The sequence below is a fragment of the Sphingomonas adhaesiva genome (assembly GCF_002374855.1).
Classification (GTDB): Bacteria; Pseudomonadota; Alphaproteobacteria; order Sphingomonadales; family Sphingomonadaceae; genus Sphingomonas; species Sphingomonas adhaesiva.
This window is the reverse complement of record NZ_NWVC01000002.1, coordinates 189,041-206,842: the sequence shown is the minus strand read 5'-3', so window position 1 is coordinate 206,842 and position 17,802 is coordinate 189,041. Positions and strand designations below refer to the sequence as shown.

Below are 17,802 nucleotides of genomic sequence, written 5' to 3'. Positions count from 1 at the left end.
TCAGTGCGCGGAGGCGATTTCCTCCTTGAGTCTCAGTTTCTGCTTCTTCAGTTCCGCGATCGCCACCGTATCGGGCATGGGGCGCTGCGACTCGGCGACGATCCGCTGGTCGAGCGACGCATGCTTGGCCTCAAGGGCCGTGATGTGCGCGGTCTGCATGGCAGTTACCTCCTTCATGGTTGAACCAAGGGTCGATCAGTGAACCACGAACGCGCCGGATTGTCGCGTGTCATTTCCTTGCCCGCGACGGCCCGCGCCGATGCTGCGACGAGCCACCGTCCCTTGCGCGGCGCGTAAAAGGGATGGCAGCGGCCACGGCCGTTGCGCTAAGGGCGGGGCCGCTGCCCGTGCCCTGTACGGGCAGGGCGCTGGGGGGTGGCTGACGTGGACGTGATCGAGGGCGGGACGGACATTCTGGCGCGGCTGAACCTGCTGCGGCTGGAGCATCGCGACCTCGATTCGGCGATCGTCGCGCTGGGCGCGTCGGGCGCGCCCGACCAGTTGCAGCTGATGCGGCTGAAGAAGCGCAAGCTGAAGCTGCGCGACGAAATCCAGCAGATCGAGGACCAGCTGATCCCCGATATCATCGCGTGATCGTCACGCCGTGGCACGCATTCGCGGTTAACACCCGCGCGCGGCTCTGGCAGCGGCGCGCGACGCGTGGCACAGCGGCCGCATGGCCGACCTGCTGACCGATCCCCGCCTTCATATCCGCCTGATCGACGCCTTCTACGTCGAGGCGATGGTGCTGGCCGACGAGGCGCGCAGTTATTTCGACGAGGGCGGCCGCGCGGAGCGCGAGGCGCTGTCGCCGATGGACCGGGTGGCGTTCAGCTGCGAATCGCTGAAGGTGACGACGCGGCTGATGCACGTCATCGCCTGGCTGCTGACGCAGCGCGCGGTGATCGCGGGCGAACTCACACCTGCGCAGGCGCAGGACAGCGCGCGACGGCTGGGAACGGCGCCGGTCAGCGAGGAGGCGATCGTATCGACCCTGCCCGAACAGGCGCGCGCGATGGTGGCGGGCAGCATCGACCTGCACCGTCGCGTCGAGCGACTGGACGCCGCGCAGGTGGCGGACGAACCGATGGAAAGCCCGGCGCGCTCGATGCTGGACCGGCTGGCGACGTCGTTCTGAGCGCGGGCCGTCCGCCCGCGCGGCGGACGGCGGCGCAGTGCGGCCGGCACGCCGATCAGGACCAGCCTTGGCGAGTCTCTTCGTCATCCCGGACTTGTTCCGGCATCCACCGCGCGGCGCCCTCGCGAGGTGTTCATTTTGCGGCACGGTGGACTCCGGAACAGGTCCGGGGTGACGGAGGGGAGCGTCTTCACGCGGGGGCGCGGAGGCGTTTCGTGATACGCCGCGTCACCCTGTGCTTCCACTTTCGGTCGATGAAGGCCGCTGTGCGCGGCGGGTGATATCCTTATGCGCTTCCGCGGGTCAGGCGCCGATGCGGGTGCGGGCAGCGCGGTATTGCGCTTCCATGCGGTCGACGCGCGCGGCGACGGGTTCGATCGCCTCCACCGCGCCGATGCCCTGGCCCGATCCCCAGATGTCGCGCCACGCCTTCGCCTTCGTGCCGCCGTTGTCGCCGGTGCCGAAGTCCATCGTCTTGTAATCGCCCTTGGGCAGGTTGTCCGGATCCAGCCCGGCCGCGACGATCGAGCTGCGCAGGTAATTGCCGTGCACCCCGGTGAAGAGGTCGGAATAGACGATATCGGCGGCGCGCCCGTCGACGATCCCCTGCTTGTAGCGGGCATCGGCATTGGCTTCCTCGGTCGCGATGAAGGCGCTGCCGATATAGGCGAAATCGGCGCCCATCGCCTGCGCCGCCAGCACCGCGTCGCCGGTCGCGATCGAGCCGGACAGCGCCAGCGGGCCGTCGAACCACTGGCGGATTTCCTGGATCAGCGCGAACGGCGACTGGCGCCCGGCATGGCCGCCCGCACCCGCGGCGACCGCGATCAGCCCGTCGGCGCCCTTTTCGATCGCCTTGCGCGCGAAACGATCGTCGATGATGTCGTGCAGGACGATCCCGCCCCATTCGTGCGCCGCGCGGTTCACCTCCTCGCGCGCGCCCAGCGAGGTGATGGTGATCGGCACCTGCCATTTGGCGCAGGTGGCCAGATCCTGTTCCAGCCGGTCGTTCGACTTGTGCACGATCTGGTTCACCGCGAAGGGTGCGGCCGGTCGATCGGGGTTGGCGCGATTGTGTGCGGCCAGTTCCTCCGTGATGCGGTGCAGCCATTCGTCGAGCAGCGTCTGCGGCCGCGCGTTGAGCGCGGGGAACGACCCGACGATCCCCGCCTTGCATTGCGCGATCACCAGTTCCGGGCCGGAGATGATGAACAGCGGCGAGCCGATGACCGGCAGGCGCAGGCGGGACAGGATCGGAGGAATCGACATAACGCGGGTTATGTGGAAGGCGCCGCCGCCTTGCAAGAGGGCTGGCTGTAGCGGCCGTACCCGTTATTCGATCCGTTCCAGCCCCGCTGCCGCCTTGCGGCCGTTCTCGACGTAATGCGCCGCCGACATCTTGAGCGCGGCGACCGCGGCGTCGTCCAGTTCGCGCACCGCGCGCGCCGGGCTGCCGACGATCAGGCTGCGTGGGGGAAAGGTCTTGCCCTCGGTCACCAGCGCGCCGGCGCCGACGATGCAATCGTCGGAGATCACCGCGCGGTTGAGGACGATCGCGCCCATGCCGATCAGCACGCGGTCGCCGATCGTGCAGCCGTGCAGGATCGCGTGGTGCCCGATCGTACAGTCTTCCCCGACCGTCAGCGGCGCGCCCGGATCGGAATGGAGCATCGCGCCCTCTTGCACGTTGCTGCGCGCGCCGATCGGGATCGGCGTGTTGTCGCCGCGGATCACCGCGCCGAACCACACGCTCACCCCCTCCGCCAGCCGCACGTCGCCGATCACGTCGGCGCTGGGGGCGACCCAGGCATCGGGGTGGCGGGTGGGGCGACGATCCTTGAAGGCGTAAAGCGGCATGGCGTGTTCCTCCCCTGAAACTTTCCGGTCGCGTCCCTGACGTCCCGGCGCGGGACGGACATACCGTCAACAAACCGATACCCGAAATGGTTATCGGCGCGTTAACACCTCGCCATGACGCGACGCCTTGTCCTCACCAACGAAGCCGCCCGCCACCCGTTTCGCCGGTCGCTGCCGCCGATGCCGGTATCGACGGACGAAGCCGCCGCGATCGCACGGGCGAAGCGCGGGGAGGACGACTGGAAGCTGTTCTTCCTGAGCTTCGCGGCGTTCTTCATCTGCTTCTACACGATGATCGCCTAGCGCCGCGATCAGTCGCAGGCGCGGTGTAGCCGCTGCGCGATCAGCGCCGACACGCCGCACATCGCCACCACCAGCAGCAGCATTTCCCCCGGCGTCACCCCCGCCGCGGTGACCGCCGCGACCGCGACCGACCCGAACGTCATCGCCCCGGCGTTGACGACGTTGTTCGCCGCGACTGTGCGCGCGGTCTGGTCCTTGGTCACGGTGGTGGTCAGGAAGGCGTAGAGCGGCACGACGAACATGCCGCCGAACACCGCCACCCCCAGCAGCGCGGCGAGCACCAGCCAGGCATGGGGCTGGGCCATGAACTGCGCCATGTCGTACAACTGGCCGTCGGTGGCGGGTGTCCACAGCCCGACGGTCCAGCGGAATCCCAGCACCGCCGCGCCCATCGCGATCACCGATCCGGGGGCGAAGCGCGCGGAAATCTGCCCCTTCAGCATCAGGTTGATGACGACCGATCCGATCGCGACGCCGATCGAGAATACCGCCAGCACCAGGCTGGCGACGCTGGCGTCGGCGGTCAGCACGTTCTTCACCAGCGGCGGGAAGATGATGATGAGGACCGACCCGATCGTCCAGAAGAAGCTGATCGCGCAGATCGCCAGGAACAGCCGCGGGATGTGCATCGTGCCCGCCACCAGCCGCCACGACGCACGCACCGGGTTCCAGTCCAGTTCCAGCTTCGGCCCCAGCCGCGGGGCGGGGGGGACGGCGCGCGCGGTCAACCAACCGGCCACCGCCACCGCGAAGGTGAGCGCGGCGACCAGCGTGGTCGAATGATAGATGAAGCCCGCGACGATCGTGCCCAGCAGGATCGACAGATACGTTCCCGCCTCCACCAGGCCGGTGCCGCCCAGCACGTCGTCCTCCTCCAGATGCTGGGGCAGGATCGCGTATTTGATCGGGCCGAAGAAGGTCGAATGCACCCCCAGGCCGACGACGGCGACCAGCATCAGTACCAGCGGCGCGGTGACCGCGCCGGTGCGCGCCAGCATCAGCCCGCCCGCGCCGACCGCCATGATCGCGATCTCCGCGGTCTTCACGATGCGGATGATGCGCGCCTTGTCCATGCTGTCCGCCAGCTGCCCCGCCAGCGCGGAGAGCAGGAAGAACGGCACGATGAACAGCGCCGCGGCGAGCGCGTTGAAGAAGCTTTCCTGCGTTTCGTCGGCGAAGATCTCGTAGGTGGCGAACAGCACCATCGAGGTCTTGAACAGATTGTCGTTGAAGGCGCCGAGGAACTGCGTGGAGAACAGCGGCAGGAACCGGCGCCGCTTGAGAAGCCCGAGGGCATTGATCATGACGTGGGACGTCGCCCCCGATTGTTTGCAGGCGAGCGGGGCATAGCCGGTGCCGCCCGATCATCCAAACCCGTTTTTCACCGGTCGGCCCGCCGCTTGCCGCTTGCGCCGCCCGCGCGGGCGGTCCACTTGACCGCTATCATGTTGTCGCTGCCCAATCTGCTGACGCTGTCGCGCATCGTCGCCGTGCCGCTGCTGGTCGCTTTCCTGTGGTGGCCCAGCTGGCAGGCGGGGTTCGGCATCGCCTTCGCGCTCTACTGCCTGATGGGCATCACCGATTATTTCGACGGATATCTGGCGCGCGCGCAGGGGGCTGTATCGAAGCTGGGCGTGTTCCTGGATCCGATCGCGGACAAGATCATGGTCGCGGCGGTGATCCTGATGCTGGTGGGCACGCGCCATAACGACGTCGCGGCGATCACCGGCATCCACATCATCGCCGCGCTGGTCATCCTGCTGCGCGAGATCGCGGTCAGCGGGCTGCGCGAGTTCCTGGCCGGGTTGCAGGTATCGCTGCCGGTGTCGAAACTGGCCAAGTGGAAGACCACGCTGCAGATGGTCGCGCTGGGCGGGCTGATCCTGTCGGGTGCGCTGCCGGGCGAGGCGTGGATCAGGATCGCGAGCCTGGCCAGCCTGTGGGGGGCGGCGGCGCTGACGGTGGTGACGGGCTGGGATTACCTGCGCGTCGGCCTGAAGCATATGGACTGATCGCCGTGAAGATAGTGTATTTCGCCTGGGTGCGCGAGCGGGTAGGCCTCGCCGAGGAAGAGGTGACGCCGCCCGCCGGGGTGGCCGATGTCGCCGCGCTGGTCGAATGGCTGGCGACGCGCAGCGACGGGCATCGCGCCGCCTTCGCCGATCCGGCGCGGCTGCGCGCGGCGGTCGACCAGGCGTTCGTGCCGCTCGACGCGCCGATCGCCGGCGCGCGCGAGGTGGCGATCTTCCCCCCGGTGACCGGCGGATGATCCGCATCATCGTTTCCGCCGACCCGATCGACGTCGCCGCCGAGCTGGCGCGGCTGGAGGTGCCGGAGGCGGGCGCGGTGGCGACCTTCACCGGGCGGGTGCGCGGCGACGACGGGGTCGAGACGCTGGAGCTGGAACATTATCCCGGCGCCACCGAGCGCGCGCTGGAGCAACTGGCGCAGGATGCCTGCGCGCGCTGGCCGCTGGCGGCGGCGACGATCGTCCACCGCGTCGGCGCGATGACGCCGGGCGAGCGGATCGTGTTCGTCGGCACCGCCAGCGCCCACCGTGCCGCCGCGCTGGAGGCGTGCGCCTTCCTGATCGACCGGCTGAAGACCGACGCGCCGTTCTGGAAGCGCGAGACGGTCGCGGGCGCCGCCCGCTGGGTGGAGGCGCGCGCGGGCGATACGGCCGCCGCGACGCGCTGGGCATCGTAACGCGGGTGTAATCACCTGGCGTAAAGGTGATTTTTACCAAGCGGCTTTACGCCATCGGAAACGACAGTCCCTGTTTCCAGGTGGTGCGCGCGATGAAGAACTGGTCCTTTTCGACGAAGCTGGTGGCGGCGTTCGGCGCCTGTATCGCGCTCATGCTGATGTTGAGCGGCGTGGCGCTGCTGAAACTGGGGGTGATGAACGCCTCTGTCGCGAAGTTCGCCGACAATCGCCTGCCCAAGGCGGTGGAACTGGGCGAGCTCAAGGGCGCGTTTACCGGCTATCGCCTGAGCCTGTATCGCCATATCGCCAGCGGCCCGGCGGATGGACAGCGCGACCGCGCGGTGGCCGAGGCGCGCGCGGCGGTGGACAAGAGCGTCGCGACGCTGGCCCCGATGCTGAGCGCGCCGGAAGCCAAGGCGGCGCTGCGCCGAATCGGCGAACGGCTGCCCACGGTATATCGCAACGACGAGCGCGCCGTGGCGCTGTCCAGTGCCGGCCAAGACGATGCCGCGACCGCGACGTTGCTCCAGTCGCGTGCGCAGACCAAGGCGATCGACACCGATCTTCGCGCGTTGCGCACGATCTTCGACGCGCAGGAGGACAAGGCGAAGGCCGAAGCCGCCGCCGACTATTCGTCCGCACGCTGGATGATCGCGCTGGCGGTGCTGGCCGCACTGGGCCTGGTGGCGGCGACGCTGACGGTGATGGTGCGGCTGGTGTCGCGGCCGCTGGGGGCGTTGGCGGTTACGATCGACCGGATGGCCGCCGGGCAGCTGGACGTGACGCTGAGCCGCGAGGAACGTAGCGACGAGATCGGCGGGCTGACCCGGTCGGTCGGGGCGCTGCGCGACCAGCTGTTCGCCGCGGAAGCCGCCAAGGACGCGCAGGCGACGCTGATCGTCAACAGCATCGGGTCCGGGCTGGAATCGCTGGCGCAAGGTGACCTGACTGCGCGCGTCGATGCCGAGCTGACCGGGCCGTTCGCCAAGCTGAAGGCGGATTTCAACCGCGCGATGGACGCGGTGGGGCAGACGATGGTGTCGGTCGTCGCCAGCGCGGACAACATCGCCAATGGCGCGGGCGACATCCGCCAGGCGTCCGACGACCTGTCGCAGCGTACCGAGCAGCAGGCCGCCAGCCTGGAGGAGACCGCCGCGGCGATGCACGAGATCACCGAGACGGTGCGCGAAACCGCGCAGGGCGCCGCGCGCGCCAACGGCGTGGTCAGCGCCACGCGCGAGGATGCCGAGGCATCGGGATCGGTGGTGAAGCGCGCAGTCGATGCGATGCACGGGATCGAGGCGTCGTCGGCGGAGATCAGCGAGATCATCGCGGTGATCGACGGCATCGCGTTCCAGACCAACCTGCTGGCGCTGAACGCCGGCGTCGAGGCGGCACGCGCGGGCGACGCGGGCAAGGGCTTCGCCGTCGTCGCATCGGAAGTGCGCGCGCTGGCGCAGCGGTCGGCGGATGCGGCCAAGGACGTCAAGTCACGCATTACCGCATCGGGCGAACAGGTGGAACTGGGCGCGGCGCTGGTGGCGCAGACGGGTGAGGCGCTGACCCGGATCATCGGGCGCATCGCGGAGATCAGCGCGCTGATGTCCGACATCGCGGCATCGGCGGAACAGCAGTCGACCGGGCTTCAGCAGGTGAATACCGCGGTGGCCGAGATGGACGGCGTGACGCAGCAGAACGCCGCGATGGTCGAGGAAGCGACCGCCGCCGCGCGCAGCCTGGCGGAGGAGGCGGACACGCTGAAGCGCGAGATCCGCCGCTTCCGGCTGGCGCCGGGGCAGGCGGAAGGCGGATCGCCGGTCCACCGGCTGCAGGCGCGGGTCGCGGGCGCGGGCTGGTAAGGCGGGGCTATCCCCCGGCGTAATGGCGGTCGATCGCGGCGATCGCCAGCCGCGTCGCGCGATGCACATCCGGCAGCGGCAGGTCGCGCGTTTCTGCCAGCGCGCGCCAGCATCGGCCGGCATCGTCGAACCCCAGGATACCGCATATCCCCGCCAGCCGGTGCGCGGTTTCCGCCAGTGCGGCGCGATCGTCGCTTGCGCGCAGCATCGCCACCGCGGCGACCAGCCGTTCGCGCAGGCCCAGCGACAGCTGCGCCACCTCCGCCACGCCGAACACCCCCTCCAGCCGGGCGAGGCTGCACGCGGGCGGGCGCCAGCGCGCCGCGACGGCGGCCAGATCGTCGCGCGTCGCCGCGTCGTCCCAGCCGCGCCGGATCCACGTCCAAGTATCGATGGCGCCGTCTGGCGGCAGCACCACGATGGCCGGCGCGGCCTGCGCCGCGTTGCCTTGCCGGCGCGCCAGCCACGCGTCCGCCGCGTCGGGGGGAAGCACGACCAGCAACAGCGCGTGTGCATCTGCCGATGATGTCGGCGTCGTGTCTACGGGAATGTGCGTAACGCGCCAGCCATCGCGCGCCAGTAGCTCCGTCAGGGCGGCGGCCGTTTCGCGGTCGGCGATGATGCCAATGTCACCAATGTGCGATTTATCCAATTCGGACATGTCACCATCACTTGACGACGGAACGGAAACGCGGAAGTGGTATTAACAGATTTCGATGTAAAACAATAAGTTCTTGGCTGTGGCATGGGTGCGGCTTGAACGGGGACAGGTTATTGATCGCCGACGATCATCCGCTGACGCGGGAAGGATTGTCGCTGGCCGCGCGGGCGGCCTTGCCGGGGGCACAGGCCATCGGTGTCGGTACGGTCGGCGAAGCGGTGGCGGCGCTGCAATCCCGCCGGACCATCCGGTTGATCCTGCTGGATTATGCCCTACCCGATTCGGAGGGTTTTCGTGGCCTGATGCGCGTGCTCCACGTCGCCGACGGGGTGCCGGTGGTGATCGTCACCGCATCGGATCGCCCCGGGCTGGCCGAAGGGGCGATGGCGCTGGGCGCGGCGGGTTTCCTGCCCAAGACGCTGCCGCTGGACGAGATTTCGACGGTCCTGCGCGAGGTGCTGGCCGGGCAGCGACATTTCCCTGCTTCGGCCGCCCCCGCAGCGCCGCTCGCCGCCGCACGGCAGCGCATTTCCGGCCTGTCGCGCGCGCAATATGCGGTGCTGCTGGCGCTGGCGGACGGACGATCGAACAAGCAGATCGCCTATGACCTGTCGGTGACGGAGGCGACCGTGAAGGCGCATCTGACCGCGGTGTTCCGCAAGCTGAAGGTGACGAACCGCACGCAGGCGCTGTTGGCGATCCGCCCGCTGCTGGAAGACCCGGCGTCGGGGCAGGGGGGGTGAAACACGCCCGCGCCGCGGTGCGCCGGCCCAGCGCCCGCGCCTTCATCGTGGTGGCGGTGGCGATCCCGCTGGTGTTCGGGGTGCTGACGCTGGGCTTGTGGCACGAATTCCAGCGATCGGAATCGCTTCGCCGCGCGGCGGCGGAATCGTTCGATCGCCGGATCGCGGCGGTCGCGCTGCTGTCGGAACTGAAGGATGCCGAAACCGCGCAGCGCGGTTTCATCCTGACCGGCGACGCGACGTTCCTCGAACCGTATGAGCCGTCGCGGCGCGAGATCATCACCTACCTGCACCGGATGGATGTGCCGGAGCAGCGCGGCGCGGACCCTTGGCTGCATACGATACACATTCTGGTCGAAAGGAAGTTCGAGGAACTGGACCGCACGATCGCGCTGGTTCGCGCCGGCCGCGAGGATCAGGCGCGCGCGATCATCCGGGAGGGCGCGGGGAAACGCGTGATGGACCGGTTGCGCAACGTCGTCGCCGAAATGGTGCGCGACGACCGCGCCGCCGCCGACGCCGCATTGCGACGCTTTCTGGGCCAGCGTCAGTGGCTTGCGCGGACCATCCTGGGCAGCGTCGCGGCGTTGACGCTGCTGGCGCTGGCGGTGCTGGCGCTGATCTGGCGCGCGCGCGTGCAGCGGCACGCCGCGCTGCTCCGCGCGGTCGACGCGGCCGAGCGCAACGCCACCATCTTCGATGCGACGATCGACGCGCTGCTGATCCTGAACCCCAGCGGCACCGTGGAGATGATGAACCCGGCCGCGACGCGGATGCTGGGATACGAACCGGGCGAGCTGGAACGACGCGATATCGCCACGGTGATCGACATCGCGCCCGGAAGCGGCAGCTTCCACAAGCGGCTGGGCCTGATCGACGGCACGTTGCGCCGCCCGTTCCTGACCGACCGGACCGCGCGCCACCGCGACGGCCGCGGCATCGCCGTCGACGTCGCGCTGGGCGTGATGGACCTGCCGCGCGGCCAGCACGTGATCGTGTCGTTGCGCGACGTGTCGGAGCGCAAGCGGCTGGAGCAGGTGAAGGACGACCTGATCTCCACCGTCAGCCACGAATTGCGCACGCCGCTGACCTCCGTGATCGGATCGCTGGGGCTGTTGCGTGCGGGGACGACGGGCGTGCTGCCGCCACAGGCCCAGCGACTGGTCGACATCGCGGAGAACAATTCGCGCCGGCTGATCCGCCTCATCAACGACATGCTGGACATCGACCGGATCGAAACCGAGCGGTTGCGGCTGACGAGCGAGCGCATCGACCTTCGCGAGGTGATGCAGCGCGCGTGCATCGGTAGCGAGGGGCTGGCGCGCGCGCGTCAGATCCGGCTGAGCTGCGCCGACGTGCCGACACCGGTGCCGGTGATCGGCGATGCCGACCGGCTGTTGCAGGTGGTGACGAACCTGTTGTCGAACGCCACGCGCGTGTCGCCGGAAGGCGCCGCGGTCGACATCGCGGTCGCGCTGACGACGGACGGCGCCGGCGCCGCGCGCGCGATCCTGACGGTCGAGGATCGCGGGCCGGGGATCGCACCGGCATTCCGCGAGCGCATCTTCGGCCGGTTCGAACGTGCCGATGCGCGCGATACCGCGACCGGCGCGGGTCTGGGACTGGCGATCTCGCGAGAGATCGTGCGGCGGCACGGCGGCGAGATCCGGTTCGAGGATCGCGACGGGGGCGGCACGCGGTTCGTGGTCGAATTGCCGGCCGCGCCGGCGGATGACGTCCCGGCCGATCAGGACGCGCCGCGCATCCTGCTGTGCGAGGCGGACGATGCGGCCGCGGCGGCACTGGCGCAGGTGATCGCGGCGGAGGATTGCGCGCACGACCGCGCCGCCACGCTGGGCGATGCGCTCGCGGCGATCCGCCGGCGCCGCTACGACGCGGCGCTGGTTTCGCTGGCGCTGCCGGGCGGGGGGGGCATCGAACTGGTGCGGCAGGCGCGCGCCGACGCGACGCTGGCCGCACCGTCCGCGATCCTGGTCGCACCGTCCGCGATCCTGGTCGCGCCCGAGGCACGCGGGGACGAGCCGCTGCCGGCGTCGCTCGACGTCGTCGACTGGATCGATCGGCCGGGCGCGAACCGGCGGCTGACCGTGGCGCTGCGAACCGCGATCGCGCGGGCGGCGCGGCCGGTCCCGGTGATCCTGTGCCTGGACGACGATGCGGACATGCTGCAGGTCATGGCGGACACGCTGGAACCGGAGGTGCGCATCTGCCGCGCCGCCACGATCGAGCAGGCGCGTGCGATCCTGGCGAGCGATCCGCCCGACGTGGCGGTGCTGGATCTGCACCTGCAGGGGGCATCGGGGCTGGACCTGCTGCCCTATCTGGTCGATGCGCGCGGCATCGCGATCCCCGTGATCGTCCATTCGGCCCAGGACATCACCGACGATGCGGCCGCGCTGGTCGATGCGGTACTGGTCAAGTCGGGGGAATCGCTGACCGATCTGAAAGCGACGATCCGGCGCCTGGTGCGGGCGCGCGCGGCGGCGCGGGGTGGCGGCATGGAGCGAGGAGCGGGGGAGCAGGTGGGATGACGCCGACCAGGATATTGTACGTCGACGACGATCCCGACATCCGCCACATCGTCGAACTGTCGCTGTCGCTCGACCCGTCGTTGCAGATCCGCGCCGCGGCATCGGGGGAGGAGGCGCTGGCCGCGATCGACGACGGCTGCCCGCCGCCGCAGGTTGTGCTGGTCGACATGATGATGCCGGGGATGGACGGGCTGGCGCTACTGGCGCAGCTGCGCGAACGGCCCGCGACCGCGGCGGTGCCGGTGGTGTTCATGACCGCGCGCGGGCGCCAGGCCGACCCCGCGGTCTAGGCGGCTCGCATCGCCGCACGTAGTTCATGACCGCGCGCGGGCGCCAGGCCGACCTGGACCGCTATCACGCGGCGGGGGCGGCGGGGGTGATCGTCAAGCCGTTCGACCCGCTGACGCTGGCCGACCGCATCCGCGAGGTGACGGGGGCTAGCGGATCCTGACGCGATAGCGCAGCTGGAACGACGTGTTGGTGGCGAACGTGCCCGACAGCGTCAGCCGGATCGCGCGCACCCGCGCGTCGTAGCCGTTCGCATCGGGCGCCGGCTGATAGGCCCAGCTGGCCCCGTCGGAGAATTCGACCCCGTCGCCGGCGGGCGCGGCGGCGGAATAGGACAGCGACAGGCCGCTCGACGCCAGTCCGGTCCCCAGCAGGCTGCCGTCGGCGAACTCGACCGGTCCCTTGCCCGCACCCGCCAAGTCGCGGACGTAGAGGATGACGTTCGCGGGCAGCGGTTCGACCAGCACGACGCTGCGCACGGGCCGCGCCAGATTGGCGAGCGGATTGTTGACGAGCGTGCGATAGTCGGTGACCGAGCCGGGCAGCGCGCGCGGCACGGTGTTGCCCAGCGGATCGGACACGGTCGTCACGCTTTTCGTCAGGACCAGCGGATCGGCGGCGGCGGGCGCGGTGGCCAGCACCGCCGCCAGCGCGGCAGGAAGCGTCCGGGCGCCGATCATCGCCCGATCCCCAGCATCCGCCCGGCGCCCGCCAGCGTATCGGGATCGAATTTCATCCGCAGCGTCACGAACGCCCCCTTTCGCGTGTAGCGATCCTGCGTGAAATCGCGGTCGCGATAGCCGGCGATGTTGTAGCCGGCGGTGATCCATACGTCGCGCGCCGGCGACAGGCCCAGCGTCGGCCCCGCGCTGAACGCGACGGTCCGGCTGGTCCAGCCGTGCTGCACCGACGCCTGCACCCCGATGTCGACGCGCCGCCCCAGGTCGCGGCGCACGTCGATGCCGATCGCATCGGTCAGCCCGGTGCAATCGTCCGCGTCGAAGCGGCCGCGCACCCATTTCAGCCCGTGGTACAGCGTCGCGTCCCAGCCGTGACCCTCACCCTCCGGCCCGGAACGATAGTGCAGCGCCAGATTGTTGATCGCGCGCAGCGTCGCCTGATCGCCGCCGGCGAAGGCGGGCACGCCCAGCACGTTGCGATCGGTGAAGCCCCGGTCGGCGCGTTCGTGGCGCAATTGCAGCCGTTCCAGCACGGACCAGTCGCTGTCGAGCGGACGCCACGCCAGCGCGACGTCGGCACTGAGCGACAGGGCGAGCGCGCCGTCGCGATCGCGCACCGCATAGCCGCGCAGCGCGGACGCCAGCGTGCGCCCTTCGCCCAGCGCGCGCAGGACGTTGGTGGTCAGGCCATAGCGGGTGTTACTGTCGCTGGTGCGATATTCGGCGCGCCCGTTCCACGACCAGCGATCCGCGCGATAGGCCGCGCCCAGCGTCACCGCCGCATAATCGTCGTTCGCGCCGTCCTGCGCCAGCGAGCCGCCCGCCGCGATCGGGTGGAAGGCGTTGATCGCCGCCCCGACCGGCAACTGCCCGCGCAGCGTGCTGCTGGCGTCGAGCGTCGCGTCGACGGTCCAGCGGGGGCCGATCGGCAGCGACTGGTTCAGGCCGTATTGCGCATAGGTGCGCTGGCCGTTTTCCCCGCCGACCGGCCGCATCGCCGCCTGGCGGTTCAGCGTGCTGGTCCATTTCGCCCCCGCCCAGGGCGCGACGTCGAAGCCGACCTGCGCGGTCTGCGCGGTGAAGCCGCGACCTTCCGCGATCTCATAGCCGCCGATCAGCCGGATGCCCGGGCGCACGCGCCAGCCCGCCGTCAGTTGATGGCGGATCGGGAAATCCACACTCGCCTTTGCGCCGTCCGGTGCGACCTGCGTCTGCGCCTCCAGCGTGATGCGGTCGCCGGCCAGCGCCTGCGTCCCGCCCAGCGTGAGCAGGCGCGAGGCGCGATCCTGCCCCCCCGCCAGTCCGCGATCCTGCGCCACCTGCGCGCCCGCGAACAGCGTGCCGTGCGCACGCCGCCATTCGAGGCGCGCATCGCCCGCGACGCGCGACGCGCCGTCCAGCAATTGTTGCTGGTGCCAGGCGGTGCCGGTCAGCGACAGCCGGTCGGTGAGCGCCAGCCGTCCGTCCAGCCCGATCTTGCGCGTGCCGCGTTCGACCGCATTCTGCTGGCCCAGCCCGAACCCGGCGTCCTGCTGGCGCGCATAGGCCGTGAGGTCGAGCGCGGGGCCGTGATGCTCCACCTCCGCCAGCCAGGCGGCGCCGCCGCGCAGCCCCTGCGCGCCGCCGGTCGCGGCCTCCGCGCGGACCTGCGTATCGGCCGACAGGCGCGCGCGGGCGTCGACCGCCAGCAGCGCCGCATCGCCGACCGTCCGGTCGCGCAGCGCGGTGGCGCCCAGTTCGACCGCGCCCCGTGCGACCCGCACCGCTGCGCGCGCGCCGCCCACCGATTTGCGGCCGCTGCCCCAGGTTTCGTAATCGACCACGATGAAGATCGGATTGCGCGCCGCATCGCGGCCCAGCACCGGCTGGCGGAAGCGGATCGTCCCGGCGAGCGGATCGATGTCATAGTCGATATGCCGCGTCATCGGCGTGGACGAGACGATCAGTTCGGGACGCAGCCGGTCGCGCACCTCGATCCGCAGCCGGTCGGTGTTGGGCACGATGTCGCGCGCCGACAGGCGATACGGGCCGGACAGGCCGTTGCCCTGGATTTCGTCGCGGCCGTACAGTTCGTCGGTATGCGCGGCGAAGGCGGTGACGGTGACGCGGTCGCCTTCATAGGCGATCTTCGCGCCGGTCAGCGTGCGGCTGTAGCGGCCCAGCTGCGTGTCGCGCAGCCCGGTTTCGTAATCGCCCAGCAGCGCCACGACCTCGCGCCGTTCCAGCCGCAGGTACAGCTTGCCCGCGGTCGCGGCGTGATAGCCCTGGCGCGTGGCATCGCCGTAGACGGTGTAATAGCGATCCGGGTCGATGGTGCCGAGCAGCCCGCGCGTGCGATCGCGCGTCCGCTTGCTGTCATAGGCGATGGTGGCGAGCCACGACCCCTTGATCCGCCCCTTGGCATAGAGCGCCAGCTGGCCGTCCAGGATCGTCCCGGCGCGATCGGCGGGCAGCGCGGAGCCGCGCCGCGACAGGATGTCATGCCCGATCGTGCCCGCGCCGAACCCAACGACCGTCCAGCCCGCCGTGCCGGGCGCCAGCCATGCGCGAACCGGTTCGTCATGCGTGGTCTGCGCATCCGCCAGCGTGACGGTGGCGCGCACCGCGCCCGCCTGCGTCGTGGGTTGCAGTTCGATGAAGGCGATGCCGTCGTCGCCGACGACGCGGGCGATCGGGGCGGCGGCGGCGGGCGATGCCGGCGTCGCGGCGGTCGCGCGGCGGCGCTGGTCGAGCGCGACGTCGAGCGCGGGGGCGTAGGGCGCCTCCACCCGCACGGGGACGCTGGTGCCCGCACGTACCGGACGGCCGGCACGGTCGGTCAGCCGCACCGCCACCAGCGGGCGGGTGATGCCGTCCGCGACGAGGCGGCTGGCCTGCGGCAGCGCGACGGCATGGGCCGGCGTGCCCGACGAATGGACGATGCGCGTGATGACGGTGACGACCGCGCCGTCGGGGGCGAGCACCCGCGCCTCGATCCGGTTGTCGCCGTCGACCAGCGCGATGCCGCTCCAGCGCGAGATGGCGACGCCGGTAGCGCGCGCTTCCGTCCCGTCGAACGCGAGCGGATCGCTCTGCACGCCGTTCACGATCAGCGCGACGCGCTGTTCGGGCAGATGCTTGACGACGACGCGCACCGCGGGCGCGCGGGGATTGTGATCGGCCAGCGGGAACAGCATCGCGACGCCCGGCGCCTGGCCGTCGAACCAGTCGCGATTGCCCGCGGCGATCGCATCGGGCGCGACGGCGATCGGCAGCGCGGCGGCGGCATCCGGGGTGCGGCCGGTCGGCGCCAACTGGAAATCGACGCGCTTCAGCAGCCCGCCGTCGCTGTCCACGAAGCGCGACAGCGCATCGCCCGCCGCGCGGGTATCGGCGTCGCACGCGACCGCGCGATGCGTCCCCGGAATGCTGTGGCGGTCGAGCTGGACGACGTGGCGGCCGGGGCGGATCCCCTCCAGATGGTACAGGCCGTCGCGGTCGGTGACGACGAAGGTGCCGTCCTCCAGCAGGATGCGGACGCCCGCCACGCCCGTGCGGCGGCGCGCGGGATTGCCGCACGCGCCCTCGGTCACGCGGCCGATCACGGTGAAGCCGTCGCTGAACAGCAGCGGGCGCAGCCGGACGGAGGCGGCCGCCTCGTTACCCGTCGCGCCGGCGCTGCCCGATGCCAGCACGCGGTTGACCGCTTCGCCCGGCGGCGCACCGGGGGTGACGGTGACGACGTAGCGCAGGTCGATGGTGGCGCGGGCGCGCAGCAGCGGGATTGCGAACGACAGCGTGCGCCCGTCGGCGGCGACGCGCGGTTCGTCCGCCCCGCGCGTCGAGCCGGGCTGATAGCGCAGGCCGGGGGGCAGGAGATCGGTGACGCGCACGTCGCGCGCGTCGGTCACGGTGCGATTGGCCAGCGTGACGCGATATCGCACGATGTCGCCGGGCGATGCCTCGCGCACCGACGCGGTCTTGGTGAGCAGCAGCGCGGTCGGGCCGGCGCGGTCGACCGGCACGTCGGCGTAGAAGGGATCCGGCTTCGACAGCGTGAAATCGGCACCGAAGGAGGCATCGTTGAGGATGAACGGCCGCCCCGCGGGGTCGCGCAGTTGCGCCAGGTCGTCGCGGGACCGGGTGGACGGCGCGGTATAGCCGGCGGGCGGCTCGACGCGCAGATGGTAGCGCCCCGGCGCCACCAGCGGGAAGCGATAGCGGCCGGGGGGCAGGATGTAGGTACGGCCCGAGGCGTCGCGCACCGTGCCGCCGCTGGTGACGGTCGCGGGGTAACGACTGATACCGTCGTCGCCGAAGACGGTAGCGGGGCGATCGGCGTCGTCCAGCAGCGTCACCGTCGAGCCTTCGACCGGCGTACCCGTAGCCGAATCGAATATCACGCCCGCCGGGTCGATCAGCAGTTCGGCGACCGAGCCGAAGCTGTACTGATCTTCGGTGAAGGACAGGCGCATCCGCCCGCCGCGTTCGAGGGACACGTCGCACGCCACGGCCGCGGGATCGCCGCCGCCCAGCGATATCCCGCCGGCGAACACGCCGGTATCGGGACCGGTTTCGAGCAGCGTCGCCGGGCCGTCATAGCCATCGGTGGTGATGTGGATCGTCGCGCTTTCGCGCACCGCGGGGTCGCGGTTGCCGCCGGCGTTGTCGAGCACCACGATCACCGGCGTGCGCCCGTCGAGCGTCGCGACCGGGGCGGCGCGCGACAACGTATCGGCGTCGATCGGCGCGGGTGTGTAGCGCAGCGCAGGCGCCGTGTCGCAGCGTTCGCCCGACAAGGCGTAGCCGGGCGGCAGCAGCCGGAAGCCGAGCGTCGTCGGGCGCTTCGTCCGGTCGACGTCGAGCGCGACCGCATTCGAGCGCACCTGCACGCGCGCGTCGGGCGCGCCGAGTGACAGCGTGGCGATGTTGGTGACGCGCGCGACATCGTCCGCGCGGGCGGGGGCGACGACCAGCATCGCGGATGCGGCGGCAAGCGCCAGCGGAAGGTGGCGGGCGATGGGCATGACGGGTCG

The 17,802-nt window shown here is 70.7% G+C and carries 18 protein-coding genes; 11 read left to right on the top strand and 7 right to left on the bottom strand.

What is annotated here, in order from left to right:
• Window positions 1–159: a YdcH family protein gene (locus COA07_RS05455; RefSeq protein ID WP_082740988.1), complete on the bottom strand. Its 159-nt coding sequence runs from the start codon at window positions 157–159 to the stop codon at window positions 1–3.
• Window positions 160–375: 216 nt separating this feature from the next.
• On the opposite strand from COA07_RS05455, the gene COA07_RS05450 reads away from it, so the two are divergent.
• The gene (locus COA07_RS05450; protein ID WP_245842027.1) at window positions 376–594 is read left to right on the top strand and encodes a YdcH family protein; all 219 of its coding nucleotides are present in this window, start codon (window positions 376–378) and stop codon (window positions 592–594) included.
• An 82-nt stretch (window positions 595–676) separates the two neighbouring features.
• Window positions 677–1,138, top strand: a complete 462-nt coding sequence (locus tag COA07_RS05445; protein WP_066711478.1) for a DUF1465 family protein — start codon at window positions 677–679, stop codon at window positions 1,136–1,138.
• Between the two features lie 303 nt (window positions 1,139–1,441).
• Here the strand turns inward: COA07_RS05445 and COA07_RS05440 are convergent, their stop codons facing one another.
• Together COA07_RS05440 and COA07_RS05435 are read right to left on the bottom strand one after the other, a co-directional pair.
• A complete protein-coding gene (locus tag COA07_RS05440) occupies window positions 1,442–2,407 on the bottom strand; it encodes an NAD(P)H-dependent flavin oxidoreductase (protein WP_066711477.1) in 966 nt (321 codons plus the stop codon).
• Between the two features lie 63 nt (window positions 2,408–2,470).
• On the bottom strand, window positions 2,471–2,995 hold the full coding sequence (locus COA07_RS05435) for a gamma carbonic anhydrase family protein (protein ID WP_066711476.1): 525 nt from the start codon (window positions 2,993–2,995) through the stop codon (window positions 2,471–2,473).
• 114 nt (window positions 2,996–3,109) lie between these two features.
• Between COA07_RS05435 and COA07_RS05430 the strand changes: the two genes are divergently transcribed.
• The gene (locus COA07_RS05430; protein WP_066711475.1) at window positions 3,110–3,298 is read left to right on the top strand and encodes a hypothetical protein; all 189 of its coding nucleotides are present in this window, start codon (window positions 3,110–3,112) and stop codon (window positions 3,296–3,298) included.
• An 8-nt stretch (window positions 3,299–3,306) separates the two neighbouring features.
• Here the strand turns inward: COA07_RS05430 and COA07_RS05425 are convergent, their stop codons facing one another.
• Window positions 3,307–4,602: an MFS transporter gene (locus tag COA07_RS05425; protein ID WP_066711474.1), complete on the bottom strand. Its 1,296-nt coding sequence runs from the start codon at window positions 4,600–4,602 to the stop codon at window positions 3,307–3,309.
• 141 nt (window positions 4,603–4,743) lie between these two features.
• On the opposite strand from COA07_RS05425, the gene pgsA reads away from it, so the two are divergent.
• From pgsA to COA07_RS05405, 4 genes are all read left to right on the top strand, one after another.
• Window positions 4,744–5,310 (top strand): CDP-diacylglycerol--glycerol-3-phosphate 3-phosphatidyltransferase, encoded by a 567-nt coding sequence (pgsA, locus tag COA07_RS05420; protein ID WP_066711481.1) that lies wholly within the window; start codon window positions 4,744–4,746, stop codon window positions 5,308–5,310.
• Window positions 5,310–5,567 (top strand): molybdopterin converting factor subunit 1, encoded by a 258-nt coding sequence (gene moaD, locus COA07_RS05415; RefSeq protein WP_066711482.1) that lies wholly within the window; start codon window positions 5,310–5,312, stop codon window positions 5,565–5,567. Before pgsA ends, moaD begins: the two co-directional genes overlap by 1 nt.
• Window positions 5,564–6,004 (top strand): molybdenum cofactor biosynthesis protein MoaE, encoded by a 441-nt coding sequence (locus COA07_RS05410; protein WP_096640590.1) that lies wholly within the window; start codon window positions 5,564–5,566, stop codon window positions 6,002–6,004. The genes moaD and COA07_RS05410 overlap by 4 nt, the downstream gene beginning before the upstream one ends.
• 152 nt (window positions 6,005–6,156) lie before the next feature.
• Complete coding sequence (locus COA07_RS05405; RefSeq protein ID WP_066712369.1) at window positions 6,157–7,863, top strand: methyl-accepting chemotaxis protein; 1,707 nt, start codon at window positions 6,157–6,159, stop codon at window positions 7,861–7,863.
• 7 nt (window positions 7,864–7,870) lie between these two features.
• Here COA07_RS05405 and COA07_RS05400 read toward each other — a convergent pair whose 3' ends face one another.
• Window positions 7,871–8,524 carry an Hpt domain-containing protein gene (locus tag COA07_RS05400; RefSeq protein ID WP_066712367.1) on the bottom strand — a complete coding sequence of 218 codons (654 nt, stop codon included), beginning with the start codon at window positions 8,522–8,524 and terminating at the stop codon, window positions 7,871–7,873.
• Between the two features lie 113 nt (window positions 8,525–8,637).
• Between COA07_RS05400 and COA07_RS05395 the strand changes: the two genes are divergently transcribed.
• Genes COA07_RS05395 through COA07_RS18690 form a run of 4 tightly spaced genes read left to right on the top strand, consistent with a single transcriptional unit; the run spans window position 8,638 to window position 12,270 of the window.
• A complete protein-coding gene (locus COA07_RS05395; protein WP_245842026.1) occupies window positions 8,638–9,267 on the top strand; it encodes a response regulator transcription factor in 630 nt (209 codons plus the stop codon).
• Entirely contained in the window at window positions 9,264–11,819 is a 2,556-nt protein-coding gene (locus COA07_RS05390) for an ATP-binding protein (RefSeq protein WP_096640588.1), read from the top strand. The genes COA07_RS05395 and COA07_RS05390 overlap by 4 nt, the downstream gene beginning before the upstream one ends.
• Entirely contained in the window at window positions 11,816–12,109 is a 294-nt protein-coding gene (locus tag COA07_RS18555) for a response regulator (protein ID WP_245842025.1), read from the top strand. Before COA07_RS05390 ends, COA07_RS18555 begins: the two co-directional genes overlap by 4 nt.
• 26 nt (window positions 12,110–12,135) lie before the next feature.
• Window positions 12,136–12,270, top strand: a complete 135-nt coding sequence (locus COA07_RS18690) for a response regulator (protein ID WP_255266837.1) — start codon at window positions 12,136–12,138, stop codon at window positions 12,268–12,270.
• Here COA07_RS18690 and COA07_RS05380 read toward each other — a convergent pair.
• Both COA07_RS05380 and COA07_RS05375 read right to left on the bottom strand, forming a co-directional pair.
• A complete protein-coding gene (locus COA07_RS05380) occupies window positions 12,257–12,787 on the bottom strand; it encodes a hypothetical protein (RefSeq protein ID WP_066713210.1) in 531 nt (176 codons plus the stop codon). The genes COA07_RS18690 and COA07_RS05380 overlap by 14 nt on opposite strands.
• Window positions 12,784–17,793 carry a DUF11 domain-containing protein gene (locus COA07_RS05375; protein WP_096640586.1) on the bottom strand — a complete coding sequence of 1,670 codons (5,010 nt, stop codon included), beginning with the start codon at window positions 17,791–17,793 and terminating at the stop codon, window positions 12,784–12,786. Before COA07_RS05375 ends, COA07_RS05380 begins: the two co-directional genes overlap by 4 nt.
• Window positions 17,794–17,802: the final 9 nt, after the last annotated feature.

What these genes read in the sequence shown, in the direction of transcription:
- COA07_RS05455 (WP_082740988.1), bottom strand. Translation starts at nt 159, where the DNA reads ATGCAGACCGCGCACATCACGGCCCTTGAGGCCAAGCATGCGTCGCTC.
- COA07_RS05445 (WP_066711478.1), top strand. Translation starts at nt 677, where the DNA reads ATGGCCGACCTGCTGACCGATCCCCGCCTTCATATCCGCCTGATCGAC.
- COA07_RS05440 (WP_066711477.1), bottom strand. Translation starts at nt 2,407, where the DNA reads ATGTCGATTCCTCCGATCCTGTCCCGCCTGCGCCTGCCGGTCATCGGC.
- COA07_RS05435 (WP_066711476.1), bottom strand. Translation starts at nt 2,995, where the DNA reads ATGCCGCTTTACGCCTTCAAGGATCGTCGCCCCACCCGCCACCCCGAT.
- COA07_RS05430 (WP_066711475.1), top strand. Translation starts at nt 3,110, where the DNA reads ATGACGCGACGCCTTGTCCTCACCAACGAAGCCGCCCGCCACCCGTTT.
- COA07_RS05425 (WP_066711474.1), bottom strand. Translation starts at nt 4,602, where the DNA reads ATGATCAATGCCCTCGGGCTTCTCAAGCGGCGCCGGTTCCTGCCGCTG.
- pgsA (WP_066711481.1), top strand. Translation starts at nt 4,744, where the DNA reads ATGTTGTCGCTGCCCAATCTGCTGACGCTGTCGCGCATCGTCGCCGTG.
- COA07_RS05410 (WP_096640590.1), top strand. Translation starts at nt 5,564, where the DNA reads ATGATCCGCATCATCGTTTCCGCCGACCCGATCGACGTCGCCGCCGAG.
- COA07_RS05405 (WP_066712369.1), top strand. Translation starts at nt 6,157, where the DNA reads ATGCTGATGTTGAGCGGCGTGGCGCTGCTGAAACTGGGGGTGATGAAC.
- COA07_RS05400 (WP_066712367.1), bottom strand. Translation starts at nt 8,524, where the DNA reads ATGTCCGAATTGGATAAATCGCACATTGGTGACATTGGCATCATCGCC.
- COA07_RS18555 (WP_245842025.1), top strand. Translation starts at nt 11,816, where the DNA reads ATGACGCCGACCAGGATATTGTACGTCGACGACGATCCCGACATCCGC.
- COA07_RS18690 (WP_255266837.1), top strand. Translation starts at nt 12,136, where the DNA reads ATGACCGCGCGCGGGCGCCAGGCCGACCTGGACCGCTATCACGCGGCG.
- COA07_RS05380 (WP_066713210.1), bottom strand. Translation starts at nt 12,787, where the DNA reads ATGATCGGCGCCCGGACGCTTCCTGCCGCGCTGGCGGCGGTGCTGGCC.
- COA07_RS05375 (WP_096640586.1), bottom strand. Translation starts at nt 17,793, where the DNA reads ATGCCCATCGCCCGCCACCTTCCGCTGGCGCTTGCCGCCGCATCCGCG.